We start from the raw sequence: 18073 nt of genomic DNA on the forward strand, positions 1-18073 counted from the left end.
TCGGTCTCCGGATCGTTGGTTCAATGAACATATGTTCAGCGGCTTTTAGTAAACGTCGTCGTGACCGGGCCGGCCTCCAGCAACTCCAGCTCGGCCAGCTCGAATGGGGCGCCCTGGGCAAAGCGCAGGCGATACTCGCGGTAGGCGCCCGACCTGGCGACGCCGAATGGCCGCAGCTGGCGTTCCCAGCTGAATACCTCGTCCTCGCGCGTGTCGAGCGCGACCCAGGCGTGCTTGCCGTTGCGGCCTTCGAGCGTCCAGGTCACGCGGCCCAGGGGCGCCTTGCCGCCGGTGATCGTGTAGTGGCTGACCGTCACTGGCCTGGCGAAGCCAAAGCCGATGCCTGCGCTGGCCGCCACCGTCACCGTCGTCGTCGCGTCGTCGTCGACCAGCGCGTCGTCGGCAGGCTTGCCATCCAGAGTGACCGTCGCGTCCTTGCCGCGGTCGACCAGGCCCGCCGGACGCTGGCCGGCGGCGGTCATCGATGGCGGCGCCTCGGCTGCCGCGCTGCCCCAGGACGAAGGCTTGCTGCCCATCGTGAATGCGAGCGTGGCGCCGGCGGCGATGTCGGCGTGGCGGATCCATGGCTTGTTCCATGGCTTGCCGTCGACCTCGAGCGACTGCACGTAGACGTTTTCCGGGCCGTTGCCATGCGCGATCACGGTGAGCGTGCGGCCATTCTCGAGACGCACCTCGGTGCGCGCGAAGGCCGGCGAACCGATCACGTATTCCAAAGCGCCCACCCGCAACGGATACAGTCCCAGCATCGCGAAGTTGTACCAGGCCGACATCTCGCCATTGTCCTCGTCACCCGCATAGCCCTGGCCGATTTCGCTGCCCAGGTACAGGCGGCGCATGATCTCGCGCGTGATCCGCTGGGTCTTCCATGGCTGGCCCGCGGCCACGTACAGCCACGGGATGTGGTGGGCCGGCTGGTTGCTGTGGGCGTACATGCCCATGCGGACGTCGCGCGCCTCGGTCATCTCGTGGATCACCTGGCGGTAGCTGCCCGCGAACTTCGCCTCGGCCGTCTCGGGCGTCGCGAAGAATTCGTCCAGGCGGGCGGCCAGCCCGGCGCGACCACCCATCAGGCTCGCCAGCCCTTCGGCGTCGTGCGGGGCGGTGAAGGCGAAAGTCCAGGCGTTGGCCTCGGTATAGTCGCCGCCCCAGACGCGCGGATCGAACTGACTGGCCGGCACGCGCCACTGGCCCTTCGCGTCGCGGCCGCGAAAGAACCTGGTCGCCGGGTCGTAGACGTGCACGTAGTCGGCGGCGCGGGCGCGGAAATACGCGGCTTCCTCGCGGTAGCGCCGGCCGCGCGCGCTATCGCCTTCTGCGCCGGCCAGGGCGGTGGCGAGTTGCGCCAGGCCGAAATCGTTGAGTGCGCCTTCGAGCGTCCACGACATGCCCTCGTGGACCGAGGTGTCGGCATGGCCGCGGTACATCGAGCGCGCCAGGCCCTTGCGGCCGACGTTCGAGACCGGCGGCACGGCGGTCGCGTTCTTCAGCGCGGCCTCATACGCCAGGTGCGCGTCGAAGCGCACGCCCTTGAGCCAGGCGTCGGTGAACGCCACGTCGGAACTGGTGCCGACCATCAGGTCGGCGTAGCCCGGCGACGACCAGCGCGCCACCCAGCCGCCGTCCCGGTACTGCTGCAGGAAGCCGTCGACCATCTCGCCGGCGCGCGTCGGCGAAAACAGGGCATAGGCCGGCCAGGCGGTGCGGAAGGTGTCCCAGAAACCGTTGTTGACATAGACCTTGCCGGGAACGACCGGCGCCGAGGTGTTTCGCGCGTCGCCGCCGGCGTTCTCCTTCGACCAGCTATTCTGGTCGGCGTGGCGCCAGTCCGGCTTGGCGGCGGTGCCGACGTTTTCGTGGGCGATGTTCGGGTACAGGAACAGGCGGTACAGGTTCGAATAGACCGTGGTCAGCTGGTCCTGGCTGGCGCCGTCGACCTTGACGCGGCCCAGCTCCGCATCCCAGGCCGCCTGCGCGCGTTCGCGCACGGTGTCGAATCCGGCGTCGCCGATCTCCAGTTCCAGGTTGCGCTGCGCCTGCTCGATCGAGATCAGCGAGGTGGCGATGCGCATGCGCACCTCGCCCCGCTCCGCGCCCTGCCTGGCGGCGAACTTGATATAGCCGGTCGGCCGGCCGGTCTCGATCATGCCGTTATCCTGCCAGCGCTGGTCGAAGCGCGCGAACACGAACATGCGGGTGGCGCCGTTCGACAGGCTGCTGCGGGTATCGGTATGGCCGCGCAGCGTCTGGGTGGCGGCATCCAGGGTTAGTCCCCCACGCGCGTCGACGTTATCGAACAGCAGGTTGGCGTCGCCGTTTTCAGGAAAGCGGAAACGGAAGATGGCGGCGCGTTCGGTCGGCGCCAATTCGGCGCGGATGCCGTTGTCGAAATCCACGCGGTAGGTGTGCGGCCGCGCGAGCTCGCGGTCGTGCGAGAAAGGCAGCGCGCGGCGCTGGCGGTCGGCGTCGGGACGGCCATGCGCGCTGGAAGGCATCACCTGGAAGGTCTGGCGGTCGGCCATCCAGGGGCTGCTCTGGTGGCTCAGCGACAGCGCCTGCAGGCGCGGGCGGTTGTCCGCGTCGTTCTGTTCGCTCCAGCGGTATAGCCAGTTCAGGGTGCCGGCATCGGTGGCCGGGGTCCAGAAGTTGAAGCCATGCGGCATCGCGGTGGCCGGGATATTGTTACCGCGCGAAAAGGTGCCGTTGGCCTGGGTGCCGCGCGTCGTCAGCACGTGGTCCGAGAGCCGGGCGACGGCGCTGCGCGCCTGTTGCCCGACCTCGATGTCGTCGATCCAGCCGCTGGCGCCGACGCCGGCGCCGTCCCTCGCGTCCGGCCGCAGTTCCAGCTCGATGGCCTTGATGCGCCGTCCCTTCAACTCGCCCAGCCGCACTTCCTTGCGCGCCCACTGCTGCGGGTACAGGGTCTGCGACCGGCCCTGGGCGGCCGCGCCCAGGCGCGCGCCGTGGTGGTCGCGCAGGTCCAGGCTGGACACGCGGCCGCCGTCGTCCAGCACCAGGTCGAGCGAGACATTGGTCGACGTGTCGATATCGCCGTCGACGATCTCGGGCAACACCATCCACGACAGGACCGTGTCGGCCTCGATCTCGATATCGACCGCCCACAACTGCAGGCGGCCTCCTGCCCCGTCGGCGCGGTAGCGCAGCGCCTGCGACCCCGTATAGGCGGCGTTTTTTTTGGCCGCGTAAGGGCGTTCAGGACCGCTCCCCAGCGCGACCTTCACGCCCGCGCCGGCCAGCGTGCCGGGGATGGGCTGGCCGGTGTCGAACGAGGTCGAGAACCCCGGGGTGGCGGCGCCGGCGGCGCCGGCCAGCAGCACCGCGGCGGCAACGGCGATGGTGTGCGTCTTCTTCATGTGGGGAGCAGATCCTATGGGGTAGCAGCCCGCGCGACGGCGCATGCATGGCGCGAACCAGCGCTTGGCTGCGAACCGAATTTATACAAAGGATACCGGTTGCGCTCAACAGTCTCGCGTAAAACAGACCAAGTTTAGCGTTGTTTACTAAACAGCGTTCCGTGTCGTTCGGTACATCCCGTCCATGCCGGTTGCGTTATCATCGCGGCAATTTAACCAGAGACAAGAGTGCTCCCGCTGTGTTTTTCCCCTATGTTTACGTCGCCTATATCTACCTCGTATTGCGCCTGATCGTTCCCCTTCCCCTGCATCGCCGCACGCGCATCGGCCTGGGGCTCGCCCTGCTGCTGGTGTGCCAGCACCACATGATCCAGCGCTGGGTGTTCGGCACGATGTTCTCGCCCGAGATTGCGCGCATCTTCATCATCGCGCTGGGCTGGCTGTACTGCGGCTTCCTGCTGGCGCTCCTGCTGCAACTGCTCGCCGACCTGGGGCTGCTGGCCGCCTGGGCGCTGCGCCGCGGACGCACCATCGACATGCGCTTCACACTGCGCCTGCGCTACGCCGTTGTCGCCTGCGCGGCGCTGTTGTCCGCCATCGGCGTGGGCCAGGCCACCCAGGTGCCCGAGGTGCGCCGGGTCGAGCTGGCGATCCGCGACCTGCCGGCCGGGCTGGAAGGCTTCCGGATGGTGCAGCTGACCGACCTGCACATCAGCCGCCTGATGCACGAGGACTGGGTGCGCCAGGTGGTCGAACGCAGCAATGCCTTGCGGCCCGACCTGGTCGTGATCACGGGTGACCTGATCGACGGTTCGCCGCAGGCGCGCGAGCGCGACGTGCGCCCGCTGGCCAACCTGGCGGCGCGCCACGGCGTAATCGCCAGTCTCGGCAACCACGAATACTATTTCGGCGCCGCGCGCTGGACGGGCGTGTTCGAGAGGCTCGGGATGCGCGTGCTGGCCAATCGCCACGCCGTCATCGAACATGCGGGCGCCCGGCTCACGGTGGCCGGGGTCACCGACCGGGTAGCGCCGCGCTTCGACATGGAAGGGCCGGATACGCGCCGCGCGCTGGTCGATGCGCCGGCGGGGGCGCCCGTCGTCCTGCTCAGTCACCAGCCGATCGGCGTGGCCGGCAATGCCGACATCGGGATCGACGTCCAGCTGTCGGGGCATACCCACGGCGGCATGATCCGGGGCGTGGACCAGGTCGTGAAACGGGCGAATGGCGGGTATGTGTCCGGCGCCTACCGCATCAAGACAATGCAGCTGTACGTCAGTAACGGCACCGGATTATGGAATGGGTTTCCGATCCGGTTGGGCGTGCCGGCGGAGATCACGGAATTCATTCTCAGGCGCGCGCCGTGAATGCACGCGTGGACGGCTTGGCCGGGCACATCGGGAGGCGGCCGCGCCTGCCCGTGCGGTGAATGACTGAAATCTCGATGACGGCTGGTGAAGGGACTCACCGGCAGCACGGTCCCGCACCGCATGCGACCATGCGACAATGGTGGATTGCCATGCGAACGCCAGATACGGCTCCCGTGCCGGCGCACTGTCGGGCACACCGCGGCGCACGCAGCGCATGCAACGCATCACGATGAAGAACACGCACAAAGCCACCCTCGTCGGCCTGACGGCCATCCTCCTGTGGAGTTCCCTTGTCGGCCTGATTCGCAACGTCAGCGAGCTCCTCGGCCCAACCGGTGGCGCCGCCCTGATGTACAGCCTGGCCTCGGTCTTCTTGCTGGTGTCGAGCGGATGGACCCCGCTGCGCACCTTTCCGCGCCGTTATCTCGTCTGGGGGAGCCTGCTGTTCGTGAGCTATGAACTGTGCCTGGCGCTGTCGATCGGTCATGCGAACAGCGCCCGGCAAGCCATCGAGGTCGGCATGGTCAACTATCTGTGGCCGACCTTCACCATCGTCGCCGCCATCCTGTTCAACCGCCAGCACGCGAACTGGCTGATCGTGCCCGGCTTCGTGCTGTCCATCGCCGGCATCGGCCGGGTACTGGGCGGCGAGCAAGGCGTCGACGCGGCCGGCATGCTGGCCAATGTGCACGACAATCCGCTGAGCTACGGCCTGGCCCTGGCCGGTGCGCTGATCTGGGCCGCCTATTGCGCCCTGACCGCGCGCATCGCCAATGGCAAGAACGGCGTCACCCTGTTCTTCATCCTGGTCGCACTGACCCTGTGGATCAAATACGTCCTGCAAGGCGGCGGCCAGATGACGTTTAGCGTGCCCGCCGCGGTGTACCTGGTCCTGGGCGCAGCGGCCATGGGCTTCGGCTATGGGGCATGGAATGTCGGCATCTTGCATGGCAATGTCACCGTCCTGGCCGGTGCGTCCTATTTCGTGCCGGTGCTGTCGGCCGCGCTATCGAGCCTGCTGCTGCATACACCGCTGTCGTGGGCGTTCTGGCAAGGCGCGGCCATGGTGTGCGGCGGCGCGATCCTGTGCTGGCTGGCGACGCGCGCCCGGCGCGGCGCGGCGCTCGCCGCCTGAACTGCCTCGTTCGCCATTTGGAGCAGGCCCGGGCGGAGCGCCGTGCGCGTTGCGGGCAGCCGAGCACCGTTGCCCTTCAATGATGAATTTGACGCGGATTCAATCTCGCGCCGCTGCCTGGACATAAATAGTTATCATATTTTTATCACTTGCGACTAGTCAGCCCTGTGGGCCAGCTATTTTTTCCACTTAACGACATTGACATGAGCCATTGCCCGCAGCGCGTAGTCACAGGAATCCCCGAACTCGACGCAGTACTGAAAGGCGGCCTGCTGCGCAACCGCATTCACCTGATCGAGGGCCGGCCGGGCACCGGCAAGACCACGCTTGGCCTGCGCTACCTGATCGAAGGGGCCGGCGACGGATGTCTGTATCTGAGCCTGTCCGAAGCGCAAGACGAACTGCGCGCCACGGCGGCCAACCACGGCTGGTCGCTGGACGGGGTGGAGATCGTCGAGATGATCCCGGTTCCGGCCGAGCCGGCGCCGCAGAGTATCCTGCTTCCCATCGACAGCGAGCTGGTGGACCTGGTCAACCGCATCGCCGACCGCGTCGAACAGGCCGGAGCGGCGCGCGTCGTGATCGATTCCATGGTCGAGATCCGGCTGCTGGCGCGCGACAGCGCCCATTACCGGCGCCAGATCATCGCCCTGCGCGAACGCCTGGGCCGGGTCGGCGCCACCGTGCTGCTGCTCGACGACGTCACCTCGGATGGCCGCGAGTTCGAGCTGCAAAGCGCCGTGCACGGCGTGATTTCGCTGGAATACCTGGAACGCAGCTTCGGCGCGGCCCGACGCCGCCTGCACGTCGTCAAGATGCGCGGTGGCGACTTCCAGAGCGGCTGGCACGACTACAAGATCCTGCCCGGCGAGATTCTGGTATTCCCCAGCCTGATCGCGCAGGAACATCACCGGCCGCCGCAACGGCACGAGATCCCGAGCGGTGTCGCATCTCTCGACGAGCTGGTCGGTGGCCCGCTGGTCGCCGGCAGCTCGACGATGGTGCTGGGACCGTCGGGCGTGGGCAAGACGACGCTGGCGCTGCAGTATGCGGTGGCGGCGGTGAAGGCAGGCTATGAGGTCGCCTACTTCAATTTCGACGAATCCGAATCGACGCTGCGCTCGCGGCTGGTGGCCGACATGGGCGACGGTCCGGTGCGCGATCTCGACAGCGGCGGCGACGCGCCGTTCGCGCAGACGGGAGACGGGCGCCGCTTCTTCTTGCGCCGGGTTAATCCGTCACGCATCTCGCCCGGCGAATTCATCTGGAACGTGCGGCGCATGGTCGAGGACCAGCACGTGAAACTGGTGATCATCGACAGCATCAATTCCTACCTCGACGTGATCCGCGACGAGAAATCGCTGCTGCCGCAGATGAACGAACTGTTCTCTTACCTGAGCAATATGAGCGTGGCCTCGATCACCGTCGGCGCCCACTCGCAGCGGCTCGACACGTCCAAGGAGCCGGACGCCGTCAGCATCATCACCGACAACATCATCTCGCTGCGCTATTACGAGCGCGACAACGTGGTATGCAAGGCGGTGTGCGTACTCAAGAAGCGCCAGGGTCCGCACGCGCACGGGATCCGCGAACTGGAGCTGACCGACGACGGCATCCGGATCGGCGCGCGCGTCCAGAACCGGGACGATATCGGCGTGGCGGCAATTGATGTCTGAAGCCACACCGGCGGTCGTGGTGTTCGCCCCGCTGTCGGGCGACGCCGGGGTCCTGCGCACGATCGTCGCGAACGAAGGCGTGGCCGCGCGTATTTGCACCGACGCCGCCGGCTTCTACGCCGCGCTGGACGAGCACGCGCTTGCCGTCGCCATTACCGAGGAAGGCCTGGCGCGCTGCACCCTGCAGGAGCTGCGCGCGGTGCTGCGCTCGCAGCCGGCGTGGTCCGACCTGCCCATCCTGGTGCTGGCGGGGCCGGACAGCCGCGAGATCGACGGCGGCCGCTTCGGGCGCCTCGACGACCTGGGCAATGTCACGCTGCTGATCCGTCCGACCGCCCGCCCGGCGCTGTCGATGGCGGTGCGGTCGGCGCTGCGCACGCGGCGCCTGCAGTTCGCGGTGCGCGACCAGCTGCGGCAACTGGCCGGCCAGGCCGAGGAACTCGAAGCGGCGCTGGCGCAGCGCACGCAATCGCTGGAACGCGAGGTGCTCGAGCGGCGCCGGGTCGAGCAGGCGCTGGCCGAAGCGCGCCGCCTCGAATCGCTTGGCAAGCTCACCGGAGGCATCGCCCACGATTTCAACAACATCCTGCAGGTGGTGGCCGGCAGCGAAACGCTGCTGCGCATGCTGGCCGGCGCCGGCGATGCGCGCGTGACACGCGCGCTCGATGGCATCCGGCGCGCCACCAGCCATGGATCGTCGATGACCCAGCAGTTGCTGGCCTATGCCCGCCGCCAGCCGCTGGCCAGCGTCGTGCTCGACATGCGCGCCCACCTCGACGCGACGTCCGAGATGATCCTGCGCTCGCTGGGGCCCGGGATTGCGCTGCGGCGCGAGATCGCGTCCGACCTGTGGCGTGTGCTGGCCGATCCTTCCCAGCTCGACGCGGCCCTGTTGAACGTCGCCGGCAACGCGCGCGACGCCATGCCCGGCGGGGGCGTGCTGGCGCTCTCGGCGCGCAACTGGACCTTGCCCGATCCGATGCTGCCGGAAGGCGCCCACCTGGCCGGCGATTTCGTGTGCCTGTGCGTGACCGATGAGGGCGATGGCATGAGCGAAGACACCGCGCGCCAGGCCTTCGAACCCTTCTTCACCACCAAGCCGATGGGAAAAGGCACCGGCCTCGGACTGTCGCAGGTGTATGGCTTCGCGATCCAGAGCGACGGACTGGCCTTCATCCGGCGCAATTCGCGCGGCACCACCATCGGACTGCTGCTCCCGCGCAGCATCGAACCGATGCCGGCACCGGCGCTCGACCCCTCCGCCCTGCGCGCCGACGGCCTGGCCGGCTTGCGCGTGCTGTATGTCGAGGACGATGCCGACGTGGCCGAGGCGACCGGCGTCCTGCTGCAGTCACTCGGCGCCGACATCCACCACGTCACCAGCGCCGATGCCGCCATCGCGGTCGACCTGGCGCGGTTCGACATCGTGTTCTCCGACGTGATGATGCCCGGCGCCATGGATGGCGTCGAACTGGCACGCTGGCTGGCCGTCCGCTACCCCGACTTGCCGCTGGTGCTGACCAGCGGCTACGTGGTCGCCCCGCAGCGGCTGCAGGGACTCGACCTGCAGTTCGTGCGCAAGCCCGCCGCGATCGGCGCCATCAACGATGCCTTCCTTGCCGCCCTGCGCCGGCAGCGCCAGGTCCGGCGCGAGCGCCGGCGCTGACACCAGACACCGGTGCGGCCGGCCGCACGACAGTGACTGGCCGGCACCGGCGACGCTTCCCCGTTCTGCGGGGTGGCGCTTCAATCACCCGGCTGGAAATCGAACTGCGCCGACACCGGCGCGGCAGGCGCCAGGTGCACCGAGACGTTGGCCATACGCGTTAGCATTGACGATGACAACCTTTGGGGTGTGGCTTGCGCTGACGCCGCCTGCCACGCCCTTCACCGCACCCGCTCCTGGTTGCTTGATCGAACCGAAAATCCGCACTCCTACCGCTGTGCTATCGTCACGGCGACGTTTTCGTGAACCAGACGGGCCCGGGTCGGCGCTGCGCGCATGCGCCGCCTGGCCTGCTCGAAAGGAGCAAGAATGAACCGTTTCAAGGACAAGACCGTGCTCGTGACCGGCGCGGCTTCGGGCATCGGCCTGACCGCCGCACGCCGCTTCCTGGACGAAGGGGCCAGGGTCGTGATGCTCGACATCGACGAGGTCAAGCTCAGGCAAGCCGCTGCCGCCCTGCCCGCGGACCGCGTGCACGTGCAGGTCGGCGATACCGCCGACAAGGCCACCGCGGCCTGCGCCGTCGAGGCCGCGCTCGAGCGCTTCGGCGCCCTGCATATCCTGGTCAACAATGCCGGCGTCGCGACCGAAGGAGACATCACGCAGACGAGCGAAGAAGACTTCGAGCGCGTCATGGCGGTCAATGTGGCCGGCTACTTCCACATGGCCAAGGCGGCGATGCCCGAACTCGTGAAAGCGCGTGGGTCGATCGTGATGACGTCGTCCGTCTCGGGGCTGGGCGGCGACTGGAACCTGTTCGCCTACAACACCTCGAAGGGCGCGGTGAGCAATATGGTGCGCGCGATGGCCATGGATGCGGCCAAGGATGGGGTAAGGGTAAACGCGGTTAACCCAAGCTTCACCGAGACCGGGATGACCGAGGACATGGTGAGCGATCCCGAACTGGTTGCCAAGTTCCGCGAACGCATGCCGCTCGGCGCGCCCGAGGATGCGGAAGGCGTCGCGGCCGCGATGGCATTCCTGGCGAGCGACGATGCGCGCCTGATCACCGGCGTCAACCTGCCGGTGGATGCCGGCCTGATGGCCTCCAACGGCCAGCCGCCGCAGTAGGCGACCGGCCGGGGCGCTTCCCGATCGACACCGGCCTGGCTCGCGCGGGCCGACTCGATCATGCCCTTGATGCGCGCCACGAGGTTGTTAAGCCGGTCGCGGCAAGACGTCCCGCGGCCCATCATGAACGAAATTCATGGTTTTATGAAATAACATCATTTTTATTCAATTGTCGCCTTGGGCATAATCCAGGTATTGGGTGTGGACGAGCAGCGCTCCGCCCCTGGAACACGAGGCTACGATGAATAAGAATTTTGCATTCGCAATCAAGACCGTGCGGTTCGACGAGCATTATCGCCCGTCCGACAGCACGCGCGTCACGACCAACTTCGCGAACCTGGCGAGGGGCGCGCACCGCCAGGACAATTTGCGCAAGGCCTTGCGCATGATGGACGCGCGGTTCAACGTCCTTGCCCATTGGGACAACCCGCATGGCGACCGCTATGCACTCGAACTCGACATCGTGTCCGTCGAGATCGATATGGGTGCCGGCGCCAGTGGTGAGGCCTTCCCGCTGATTGAAATACTGAAAACGACGATCGTCGACGGGGAGACCGACGAGCGCATCGAAGGCCTCGCAGGCAATAATTTCTCGTCCTATGTGCGCGACTACGACTTCAGCGTCCTGCTGCCCGACCATAACAAGGACCGACCGGAGTTCGGCATCCCGGACAATTTTGGCGATTTGCACGGGAAATTGTTCAAGGCCTTCCTGCGTTCGGCGGCGTATAGCGGGAATTTTGGCAAGCCGCCCGTCATCTGCCTGAGCGTCTCTAATAACAAGACCTATCACCGCGCTGAAAATCAGCACCCCGTGCTGGGGGTCGAGTACCACCAGGACGAACCCTCCCTGACCGATCAATACTTCGGCAAGATGGGCCTGCAGGTGCGCTATTTCATGCCGCCCAATAGCGTCGCACCGCTGGCCTTCTATTTTATCGGCGACCTGCTGCGTGATTACACGAACCTCGAACTGATCGGCACCGTCAGCACGATGGAAGCGTTTCAAAAGATCTACCGGCCTGAAATCTACAACGCCAACTCCGCAGCGGCAAAGTGCTATCGACCGAAGTTGAAGCACCAGGATTTTTCGCTGACCCAGATCGTGTATGACCGGGAAGAACGCAGCCAGCTCGCTATCAAGCAGGGCAAGTTTGCAGAAGAACACTTTATCAAGCCTTATCAGCCACTCCTCGAGCAGTGGTCGGCCAATTACGCCCATTAGTAAGCAGAACGCAAAGGCCATCCACCATGAAAAAACTCTTGCCCACCTCGACCGCCGGCAGCTTGCCGAAACCTGCCTGGCTCGCACAACCCGAAACGCTGTGGTCGCCCTGGAAATTGCAGGACGAAGAACTCGTCGAGGGCAAACAGGATGCGCTGCGCCTGGCACTCGACGACCAGCAACAGGCAGGCATCGACATCGTCAGCGATGGCGAGCAGACCCGCCAGCATTTCGTCACGACCTTCATCGAACACCTCAGCGGTGTCGACTTCGAAAAGCGTGAAATCGTCCGCATTCGCGACCGCTACGACGCCAGTGTGCCGACCGTCGTCGGCGCCGTGAGCCGCCAGAAACCGGTGTTCGTGGACGATGCCAGGTTCTTGCGCCAGCAAACCCGGCGACCGATCAAATGGGCCCTGCCCGGGCCCATGACCATGATCGACACGCTGTATGACAGCCACTATAAAAGCCGCGAAAAGCTGGCCTGGGAATTCGCGACCATCCTGAACCAGGAAGCGCGCGAACTGGAAGCGGCCGGTGTCGACATCATCCAGTTCGACGAGCCTGCATTCAATGTGTTCTTCGATGAAGTGAACGACTGGGGCATCGCCACGCTGGAGCGAGCCATCGAAGGGCTCAAGTGCGAGACCGCCGTCCACATTTGCTATGGCTACGGCATCAAGGCGAATACTGATTGGAAAAAGACACTGGGATCGGAATGGCGGCAATACGAAGCGATCTTCCCCAAGCTGCAACAATCGACGATCGATATCGTCTCGCTGGAATGCCACAACTCGCACGTGCCGATGGAACTGCTCGAACTTGTTCGCGGCAAAAAAGTGATGGTCGGCGCGATCGACGTGGCAAGCAATACGATCGAGTCGCCGGAACAAGTGGCCGATACACTGAGAAAGGCGCTGCGGTACGTCGATGCCGACAAGCTCTGCCCTTGCACCAACTGCGGCATGGCGCCATTGTCGCGCCGCGTGGCGCGCGCCAAGCTCGATGCACTGAACGCGGGCGCGGAAATCATCCGGAAAGAACTGGCGGCCGAGACCCGTGCCGCTGACGCCTAGCTGCCGGTCTGGCGCGCCAGCATGAAGAAGGCGGCCAGGTAGTCGGTGTCCCAGTCGGCTTCGCGCGCGCCGAGATGAATGTGTTTCTGGATGCCGGCGGGGCCGAGCCGCAGGGTGCGCAGCCCGAGCTGGGGGGCGTAGTCGGTGACCAGCCATTTCGGCAGCGCGGTGACGCCCCTGCCGCTGGCGACCATCTGGAGCATGATGTCGGTGGTTTCGATCGTCTTGTGGCTGCGCGGCGCGCAGTTGGCCGGACTCAGGAACAAGCGGTAGATGTCCAGGCGGTCGAGCGGCACCGGATAGGTGATCAGGACTTCCTCGGCCAGCTGTTCCGGCCTCACCTCGACCTGGCCGGCCCAGGGATGCGCCGCGTGCACCACCAGCACCTGTTCGTAGCCGAACACCGGCTCGAAGCGCAGGCCGGGGCGCAGCACCGGGTCGGGCGTGACCACCAGGTCGATCTCGTAGCCCAGCAGCGCCTCGATGCCGCCGAACTGGAATTTCTGCTTCACATCCACGTCGACCAGCGGCCAGGCCGCCAGGTAGGGAGCGACGACCCGCAGCAGCCACTGGTAGCAGGGATGGCATTCCATACCGATGCGCAAGGTGCCGCGCTCGCCCTTGGCGAAATGGGCCAGCTGCGCCTCGGCCAGCTCCAGCTGCGGCAGCAGGCGCCTGGCCACCGTGTGCAGGTATTCGCCGGCCTGGGTCAGCCGCAGCGAGCGTCCTTCGCGAATCCAGATATCGGTGCCGGCCTGCTGCTCCAGCTTGCGCATGCTGTGGCTGAGCGCGGACTGGCTCAGATGCAGGCTTTCGGCGGCGGCGGTGACGGAACCGCGGCGCCGCACTTCCAGCAGGATTTCCAGATGCGATCGCTCGAGCATGGCCATGGGTGAAATCGGTAGTGGGTAGAGAGGCAATATTCTACCTGCGCGCCAGCATCGTCCCCGTGCTACCTTTTATCGCCCTCGACCAACGGTTGCATGAAGCCTGGTCCTGCCGAAACTTCCTCTCGGTGTACGCAGCGCTCTGGACGGCGCGCACCATTTTCATGCAGGTTGTTCACGGATCGGTGATGGCTTGCGATCAGTGCCGGTGCGGCCGGCCCACCACTTTGCGTGCATACAGGTCCGGCACGGTGGCCAGATACAGCCAACCGGCGCAGGCGCGGACGCAGGTGATATCGCTCAGGTACGCGAGATCAGGCGCACCCGGATTGAAATGCGGCCAGCAGATGAACGCTCGTTTTGCACAAACTCGGTTTGGCAGGGCGCCGCTGGGTCTCGTAAAAGCCGGAGCGGCTGACGCCCGGGACGCGGCAGCTCTGCTGGACTGGGATGGCCTCCTTTGCAGCTGCCGAATGAGCGCATGCGTCACTGCATTTGTTGCATGCCCGCTTCAAGAACTGGTTGAAGCGTTTCAACGGCGTCGCCAGTCGCCACCTGGTGAACTACCCGGGCTGGCAGCGCTTCCTGGATGACGGCGCTTTGCGTACGCCAGCGCAATTGCTGACCGCAATCACCCAGTGCGCAACTTTGCCGCCGGAAAGAAACGAACTAACGCGCACAGCGCCTTCCATTTTGCGGCCAGTGAAGGTCGAGGCCTTTTTGAGATGGTGACATCCTGCCGAAGTTGCTGATTATCCAGCGCCAGCTGGCGTATCGTTTGCTGCTCGGCGGTGAGCGGTGTACCGATGCCTGGCTGACCGCTCTGCTCGGCACTTCCTCGTTGACCAAGCGTCGATTGGCAAGGACTCATCTACCGGATGCATCGGCATTTCCTATATTAACGATCATTGGAGGCAGCCCGGCATAACGCTGGCGGGGAGTCGAACATCATCAGGGCGGTCAGCTCGTGATGCTGGCGCCGGTGGCCCCAGAGACTCGGCTTGTCATAGGTGCGCGGCACCCACAGGTCATGGTCGACCTCGAGCCCGCCCCAGCCGTACTCGACACGGAAGCCCGACGGCGTGTACATATAGAAAGACACCATTCGATCATTGCTGTGCTGGCCGAGCGTGGTCGTAATTGGAATCGCGCGCTGCTCGCACAGATCGAGCGCGGCGCCGACGTCGGCCAGCGAACCCACTTCGATCATCAAGTGCAGGAATGCCAACTGGCGGCTCGGCAAGCGGCCAACGGCGAGCGAGTGGTGACGGCCGTTGACGTGGTAGAAGCGCGCTTCCATCGGGCCGTCACGCACCGTGTCGGAGGGGTGAAAACCGAGCACCTCCCGGAAGAAACGGTCGCTCTCATCGAGGTCGGACACAGCCAGCACCACGTGGCCCAGGCCCTGGTCACCGGTGCGAAAACCGCTCACCGGACGGCCTGGCTGGAACGGCGCCGTCGTATACGCCTGGCCCCAGCTCAGCTCGTGGCGAAAATTGGAGGGATCGCGAAACCAGTAATAGCCATCGACCTTCCTGGCTGCGCATTCCTCGCCGCCCGCGCGCTCGACGTCGACGCCGTGGGCGCGCACACGCTCGGCCAGGGACGTTGCCGCGGCTTCGTCCTGCACGCTCCAGCCGATATGGTCGATGCCGTCGCGCTCACCCGGCCGGATCACCAGGCGCTGGGCCGCATCGTCCAGCCTGAAGGCGATGGACCCATCGGCGCCGCGTGCGGCGATCTGCAGGCCGAGTACATCGGGCCCAAAGCGTTCCCATTCCTGGCAGGCGGGCGACACCGCGCCCAAGTAAGCACGCGATTTGATCATTGTGGCTGTCTCCAGGTTATCAGATTCGTGATGTCGGAATTCATGCATGAAAGACCGCGCGGGCGTACCGACGCCGCCTTGTGCCTACGCCGGTGGCCGCGCCGTCCGGATGCCCCGGCCTCGTGCTGGTCGGTCTCCCGATTGCGGGGCTTGATATGCTTGCTGGTGTGTTCCTGGTCCACGTCCGGACGCTCAGTCGCGCCCGTTGCGGAGGCGTACCATCATGTAGAGCATGCCAATCCACGCCACGCCATACCCCACCAGGTCGCGGTTGCGGATCTCCCTGAAGTCGGCGTAGAACAGTCCAGTCGAACCGATATATGCCGCTGCGGTCAAGCCTGCGCACGCCGCGATGGCGATCCATCGACCCTTGCTCGTTTCATCCTTCCGGCCGGGGTGTTGGCTACTGCCATTTGTCGTGGTGCTAACGCTGCTGTTATCGACACCGCTGCAGAGACGACCACCGATGCCGGGCTGGTAGGCCAGGTCCCCTCGCCACAACCAGAGTGGATCGAGCTTCGGCTTGAGCGCCGCGGCCATCCAGCCGCTGTAGGCCAGCAGCAGTACGCCGTTCATGAACAGCTCCTGCGGTCCCGAGAATAGCTGGCGAGGCGTACCAACGATGAACGTATTGAGCCAGAAGATATTGATCGAGGCCGGGAACTGGAGGATGAGTGCCAATAATGGATAGCGGTTCAAACACAGCATCGCGCCGGTCACGATTTCCAGATACTTGATGATTTGGTACAGGTAGATATTGGCGTTGGCCTGGACCCACTCGCCGCCGATGCCTGGAATGTCTGGAACAAAGCCGGTGACCGCGTAGCGGATGCCAGAGAACAGAAGATTGGCGCCAAAGTAAAGCCGGAGCCAGTGAACGATGAAAAACCATTGTGATTGCTTGGACATGTCTGATCCTTAATTGGAACTACGATATTCCGGGTGCGCTCCACACCCGGTCCTGCCTTGCGAACTAGGATGCAACCGGGCGCAGGATGCGTACCGAACGGCCCGGAAGCGTCAGGTCGGCCCCGCTGTGCCAGCCCAGACCGGCGCGCCGGCCCGAAGATCCGGAAGACCGGATGGCGCGTGGCGCGGTCGCTGCAGGCCATGGCGCTTGCGTACAGGCGGCAAGCCGGGGCACAAGGCCCCGCGCGAACGCCCGGACCGCCCGGGCGAACAGGCCCGCGGTCTCGCTGTTGTCGTTCAGTGTTCCGCCGCCGGCACGGTCAGTGGTTGCGCGCCGGATCTAGCTAAAGTAGGGATGGACTGGACCGGCCTGGTAGCAGGAGTCGAAGGCAGTCTCGGAATTCGATTCGGGGGCCAGCGCGGTTCCGGCGCCCGAGACATGAGAGCGCACCGGCAGGATGTGGGCCACCACGCCCTGGGTCTCCGGGCGGCCGCCGGCAGCTGGCGCATGCGGTCCGGCTGGTGCCAGGGCGAGGGTGGATGCGCAGTGCGGCCATGCCAGCTACTGACTTCTTCATACTATCTCCATTCTTGTCATATCCTGCACCGACCGGATAAGGTGGCCGAATGCCACCGGCCGCTTGCCGTGCAGGTTGTCGCAGACCATCTGCGTGGTCTCGGCTGCGACTGGCAGGTGAAACGAGAAACGGTGAAGCGGACGATCAGGAACGGCATTCAGCCGCATGGGACGCGCGGAATGCTATTGTGGGCACGGGTCAGTCTCCTGTCTTTAGTCGCCAAACTCAGGCTTTTAGAAGTTATGTTCTAGATAATTCCATATTGCCATGCCATCATGCAACATGAAGTTCGGCATCTCTGCTATGCGTTTCCTGCATGAGCCGGATGACCCCCCACTTGCATACCGGAGCACGCCTTGAGGTCGCGGGCGGCAAGCAGCGACGCCGTCCCCGGCCAGCGTTTCACAGCTGCCTCGGCGTTGCCCCCCCGGCGGGCGCGACGGCATGGAATTCCTTGAGGGAGGCTGCGCCCGCGGGCCCTCAAACACGGCGCAATGAGTTGGTGAGCGTGCGGGCCATGCAAGTACGGCTCGATCTGCAGCCGCAACGCATGCAGCGCACGCTCGACCGGCCCGGGCCTGAGAACGTGCACGGTGCGAACAATCGCACCAGTCACCTTGATCCGGAAATAAATGATATAAACCGTTTACAATTAATGTCCGGGTGCGCCATCAAGGCGCTCGCGCGGCCATGAGACAGCACCCCATGCTGAACCACCCCACGACAGGTTAGACCACCTGAAACTGTTCGGCATGGCGCGCCTTCGGCGAGCGGAGCGCACCGGACGCGTTATCTTTAACATCGCCTGCAACAAGTACCGGCTGGTTACATCCATCAACTACCCCTACGGGATCGTTTTTGTGAAGTTCGTCGGAACGCACAAACAATACGATGCGGTCGATGCACAAACGATTGAGGGACCGCATGGGCATTAAACCTATCTGAATCGCCCCGGCTTCCATGGACGCGGGTTTACGTGAGTCATGCTGGATGGCGTTGTGGATGTGCTGGACTTGTCCGCTGATGCGAACGTATGACTTCTCCAGATACATAGCACAAGTAGTATTGCCATGGCTTCTGGTACCCAACGGCCCTTTGCTACTGCGGGAGGCATCGAATCGTGTAGTATGGCAACACGATGTTTTCGCTTGTTTCCGTGAAATTCAGAACTGAGGTACTTCTTAAGTTTCATCGGGTAAA

Annotated in this window: 12 protein-coding genes and 1 pseudogene; 9 read left to right on the forward strand and 4 right to left on the reverse strand. The window is 65.0% G+C overall.

Translation table 11 applies throughout. The features are described from left to right. Window positions 1–35: 35 nt before the first annotated feature. Complete coding sequence (locus AC56KW_RS15020; protein WP_497171487.1) at window positions 36–3392, reverse strand: GH92 family glycosyl hydrolase; 3357 nt, start codon at window positions 3390–3392, stop codon at window positions 36–38. Window positions 3393–3631: 239 nt separating this feature from the next. Here AC56KW_RS15020 and AC56KW_RS15025 point away from each other — a divergent pair, with 239 nt between their 5' ends. The 7 genes from AC56KW_RS15025 to AC56KW_RS15055 all read left to right on the forward strand — a co-directional run bounded on the left by AC56KW_RS15025 (window position 3632) and on the right by AC56KW_RS15055 (window position 12671). Then, complete coding sequence (locus tag AC56KW_RS15025) at window positions 3632–4759, forward strand: metallophosphoesterase (RefSeq protein ID WP_497171488.1); 1128 nt, start codon at window positions 3632–3634, stop codon at window positions 4757–4759. A 232-nt stretch (window positions 4760–4991) separates the two neighbouring features. Beyond that, window positions 4992–5897, forward strand: coding sequence for an aromatic amino acid DMT transporter YddG (gene yddG, locus AC56KW_RS15030; protein WP_497171489.1), 906 nt, complete (start codon window positions 4992–4994; stop codon window positions 5895–5897). Window positions 5898–6100: 203 nt separating this feature from the next. Continuing rightward, window positions 6101–7573 carry an ATPase domain-containing protein gene (locus AC56KW_RS15035; RefSeq protein ID WP_497171490.1) on the forward strand — a complete coding sequence of 491 codons (1473 nt, stop codon included), beginning with the start codon at window positions 6101–6103 and terminating at the stop codon, window positions 7571–7573. After that, window positions 7566–9239 carry a response regulator gene (locus AC56KW_RS15040; protein ID WP_497171491.1) on the forward strand — a complete coding sequence of 558 codons (1674 nt, stop codon included), beginning with the start codon at window positions 7566–7568 and terminating at the stop codon, window positions 9237–9239. The genes AC56KW_RS15035 and AC56KW_RS15040 overlap by 8 nt, the downstream gene beginning before the upstream one ends. Window positions 9240–9608: 369 nt before the next feature. After that, a complete protein-coding gene (gene budC, locus AC56KW_RS15045) occupies window positions 9609–10370 on the forward strand; it encodes a meso-2,3-butanediol dehydrogenase (RefSeq protein WP_497171492.1) in 762 nt (253 codons plus the stop codon). 241 nt (window positions 10371–10611) lie between these two features. Then, window positions 10612–11595, forward strand: a complete 984-nt coding sequence (locus tag AC56KW_RS15050; RefSeq protein ID WP_497171493.1) for a DUF1852 domain-containing protein — start codon at window positions 10612–10614, stop codon at window positions 11593–11595. Between the two features lie 26 nt (window positions 11596–11621). Next, entirely contained in the window at window positions 11622–12671 is a 1050-nt protein-coding gene (locus AC56KW_RS15055) for a methionine synthase (protein ID WP_497171494.1), read from the forward strand. Here the strand turns inward: AC56KW_RS15055 and AC56KW_RS15060 are convergent. Continuing rightward, entirely contained in the window at window positions 12668–13555 is an 888-nt protein-coding gene (locus AC56KW_RS15060) for a LysR family transcriptional regulator (RefSeq protein WP_497171495.1), read from the reverse strand. The two genes, AC56KW_RS15055 and AC56KW_RS15060, sit on opposite strands and share 4 nt — an antisense overlap. A 495-nt stretch (window positions 13556–14050) precedes the next feature. On the opposite strand from AC56KW_RS15060, the pseudogene AC56KW_RS15065 reads away from it, so the two are divergent. Further along, window positions 14051–14149, forward strand: a pseudogene (locus AC56KW_RS15065) (IS1595-like element ISPbo1 family transposase); the annotation flags it as partial. Between the two features lie 307 nt (window positions 14150–14456). Here AC56KW_RS15065 and AC56KW_RS15070 read toward each other — a convergent pair. Both AC56KW_RS15070 and AC56KW_RS15075 read right to left on the reverse strand, forming a co-directional pair. Next, window positions 14457–15386 (reverse strand): VOC family protein, encoded by a 930-nt coding sequence (locus tag AC56KW_RS15070; protein WP_497171496.1) that lies wholly within the window; start codon window positions 15384–15386, stop codon window positions 14457–14459. Between the two features lie 192 nt (window positions 15387–15578). Next, complete coding sequence (locus AC56KW_RS15075; protein ID WP_497171497.1) at window positions 15579–16295, reverse strand: hypothetical protein; 717 nt, start codon at window positions 16293–16295, stop codon at window positions 15579–15581. Window positions 16296–17625: 1330 nt separating this feature from the next. On the opposite strand from AC56KW_RS15075, the gene AC56KW_RS15080 reads away from it, so the two are divergent. Continuing rightward, on the forward strand, window positions 17626–17808 hold the full coding sequence (locus tag AC56KW_RS15080; RefSeq protein WP_497171498.1) for a type II toxin-antitoxin system HigB family toxin: 183 nt from the start codon (window positions 17626–17628) through the stop codon (window positions 17806–17808). Window positions 17809–18073 lie beyond the last annotated feature (265 nt).

The organism is Telluria sp. RT2P19 (genome assembly GCF_059685725.1).

Bases quoted from the DNA above. Each gene is read 5' to 3' on its own strand.
- AC56KW_RS15020 (WP_497171487.1), bottom strand. From the start codon at position 3,392: ATGAAGAAGACGCACACCATCGCCGTTGCCGCCGCGGTGCTGCTGGCC.
- yddG (WP_497171489.1), top strand. From the start codon at position 4,992: ATGAAGAACACGCACAAAGCCACCCTCGTCGGCCTGACGGCCATCCTC.
- AC56KW_RS15035 (WP_497171490.1), top strand. From the start codon at position 6,101: ATGAGCCATTGCCCGCAGCGCGTAGTCACAGGAATCCCCGAACTCGAC.
- AC56KW_RS15040 (WP_497171491.1), top strand. From the start codon at position 7,566: ATGTCTGAAGCCACACCGGCGGTCGTGGTGTTCGCCCCGCTGTCGGGC.
- budC (WP_497171492.1), top strand. From the start codon at position 9,609: ATGAACCGTTTCAAGGACAAGACCGTGCTCGTGACCGGCGCGGCTTCG.
- AC56KW_RS15050 (WP_497171493.1), top strand. From the start codon at position 10,612: ATGAATAAGAATTTTGCATTCGCAATCAAGACCGTGCGGTTCGACGAG.
- AC56KW_RS15055 (WP_497171494.1), top strand. From the start codon at position 11,622: ATGAAAAAACTCTTGCCCACCTCGACCGCCGGCAGCTTGCCGAAACCT.
- AC56KW_RS15060 (WP_497171495.1), bottom strand. From the start codon at position 13,555: ATGCTCGAGCGATCGCATCTGGAAATCCTGCTGGAAGTGCGGCGCCGC.
- AC56KW_RS15070 (WP_497171496.1), bottom strand. From the start codon at position 15,386: ATGATCAAATCGCGTGCTTACTTGGGCGCGGTGTCGCCCGCCTGCCAG.
- AC56KW_RS15075 (WP_497171497.1), bottom strand. From the start codon at position 16,295: ATGTCCAAGCAATCACAATGGTTTTTCATCGTTCACTGGCTCCGGCTT.
- AC56KW_RS15080 (WP_497171498.1), top strand. From the start codon at position 17,626: ATGGCGCGCCTTCGGCGAGCGGAGCGCACCGGACGCGTTATCTTTAAC.